Below are 2,162 nucleotides of genomic sequence, written 5' to 3' on the forward strand. Positions count from 1 at the left end.
TCACCTTTCTCATAATAGCCACCAATAAAGTCCAGCCCTTCGGGAGGCTCGGCACCAACCAACGAGGATGCACAAGCCAACACGCAATATATAACAAGACGAAGACTCTTCCTGCATTCGCGCATACAGCGACCCTTGATACTCGAAACAGCCCTACTCATCCATACCTCTTGCGTATTCTATCCATATTACATCACTCGCCAGGAGATTCTCTTACTCCAAGTCTATAGCGCGGAACCTTAAACCTTCCTCTGTAATTTGTTAAGTGCTTTAAGTCATAGTTGTGAAACGGATATAAAGTCTCTTTCGTCGTTAAGCAAAGAATTCGACCTGATTCACTGCATAGCTTTCAATGCTGCGATACAATAGCGCCTATATTTTTTACACCGAAGCAAATACGGACTGCTTTTCACAATGTTCCCTAGATTTTTCATTATATCGCTACTTTCTCTTTTCTGCGTCAGCGCTCATTCAGCAAAACTCGAGCAGAAAACTGTTTGCACATGGGACCCAGTTGGCCAGAACGGCCCAGTCATTGCATTCTTCTCAGACCTTACCCCGATTGCCCAAACCTGGGGGCTCGACCTGTCATTTATTGCTTATGAAGATGAAAATCTTGTGGCTTCAGATCTTAAGGAAGGTAAGTGTGATATCGGCATCGTTACTGCAATTCTGTCACGAGACTTTGTACAATTTGCCGGCACTCTCGATGCCATTGGCGGCATTACCTCGGAACGAAAACTTCATAAAACTCTGGCAGCCATTACCTCCCCAAAAGCCGTTGAATTAATGTCGGACGGTGACTATGAAGTCGTCGCTTCACTACCCGTTGGCTCCATGTTCGCTTTCGTAAACGACAAGAAAATTAAAGGAATCAATGACTTTAAGGGTAAAACTCTTGCGGTGCTAAATGGCGACATCCAAACGCGCATGTTTGCAGAACTCTCGGGGGCGGTTCCTATCAAGGTGACACTTTCAAATTTCTCTGAGCATTTTAACAATGGAGGACTGGATATCGTCCTCATGCCCGCGCTAGCCTATAACACCTTCGAACTATATAAAGGTCTTGGCGAGCGAGGGGGAATTCTTGATATACGCTTGTTTTACGGCATGCTCCAGGCTATCTCTATCAAGTCTGAGTTTAGCGAAGACTTCGGTACTAAAATGCGCCACTATATTGTTAACCGGATGAATAATATTTCCACCCTTATTAACAATGCCGAAAAACAGATCCCCAAAAAATATTGGATCAGAACCGACCAGTCGACCAAAGATGAGTTAGAGGATTTCTACAAGAATATTCGTTTAACGCTTAAGGTTACAGATCGCTTTGATGCCCGCGCTTTATCCTTATTATGGAAAATACGCTGCCATACCTCTCCTCATCGAGAAGAGTGCATCATGCCTAAGTAATCGACTCGCCTTACGATAGCACTAGTCACACATTCTGAGAGGGATCGTTGCTAACGAAGACTCGCCCCCCTTCCAGCGGTAGATTTGCATCGATGGCGAGTCGCACTGTCGACATGATATTCCGCAAATATCATTCGCCAGACAATGCTCTACCCGCCCTTTTCTAAGCCAAATATCCAGCATCCCTCTAACGGCCTCGACACTGCTGTCAAAGTGCAAAGCGATATCTTCCAGACTCGCCTGCTGACACTGCTGCAAATACGCTTTTATATCAGACAAAATCATAATAAAGCACCCTCAGGCTGAAGCTTGGACGCGATAGCTTCATCCTCATCGCCCTGTCTTCTTAAAACCACTATGACCAGAGCAAACAAGGCTGAAATAACGGCTAAGTGTGCGGCAGAACTTATAGGATGCTGAGTAAAGGTCGCAAGTTGATAAAACGCGGTGGCATTAAAGTAGGCGACACCTGTTGTCCACAATGCAACAAAGCCCGCCCAGGAACGCCCGGTTTCGCGGACAATTGCACCAATCGTCGCCACACAAGGAAAGTAGAGCAAAATAAATAGCAGATAAGAGAAAGCGCCTGCTTGGCCATTAAAACGTTCGACCATTTCGCCAAAGGTTCCACGGCTCACTTCCTGTGCTTCAGCGGCGGCATCGATATTGCTGATATCGCCCACATCTAAGCCTAAGGGATCAAACAGCATATCCCCTATAGCAGAAAAGTTTTCCGGTACTGTTGCCAA

General features: G+C 45.8%; 2 protein-coding genes and 1 pseudogene. 1 reads left to right on the plus strand and 2 read right to left on the minus strand.

The genetic code is table 11. From position 1 onward, the window contains the following. The first annotated feature begins 414 nt into the window (after positions 1-414). Positions 415-1,413 carry a putative solute-binding protein gene (locus A3761_RS19930; protein ID WP_068507699.1) on the plus strand — a complete coding sequence of 333 codons (999 nt, stop codon included), beginning with the start codon at positions 415-417 and terminating at the stop codon, positions 1,411-1,413. A gap of 21 nt (positions 1,414-1,434) precedes the next feature. On the opposite strand, the gene A3761_RS19935 is transcribed toward A3761_RS19930, so the two are convergent. Both A3761_RS19935 and A3761_RS19940 read right to left on the minus strand, forming a co-directional pair. After that, positions 1,435-1,698, minus strand: coding sequence for a FeoC-like transcriptional regulator (locus A3761_RS19935; protein ID WP_068507697.1), 264 nt, complete (start codon positions 1,696-1,698; stop codon positions 1,435-1,437). Then, positions 1,695-2,162, minus strand: a pseudogene (locus A3761_RS19940) (nucleoside recognition domain-containing protein); the annotation flags it as partial. The gene A3761_RS19935 and the pseudogene A3761_RS19940, both read right to left, overlap by 4 nt.

This window comes from Oleiphilus sp. HI0123, from assembly GCF_001635315.1.

Bases quoted from the DNA above. Each gene is read 5' to 3' on its own strand.
- A3761_RS19930 (WP_068507699.1), top strand. From the start codon at position 415: ATGTTCCCTAGATTTTTCATTATATCGCTACTTTCTCTTTTCTGCGTC.
- A3761_RS19935 (WP_068507697.1), bottom strand. From the start codon at position 1,698: ATGATTTTGTCTGATATAAAAGCGTATTTGCAGCAGTGTCAGCAGGCG.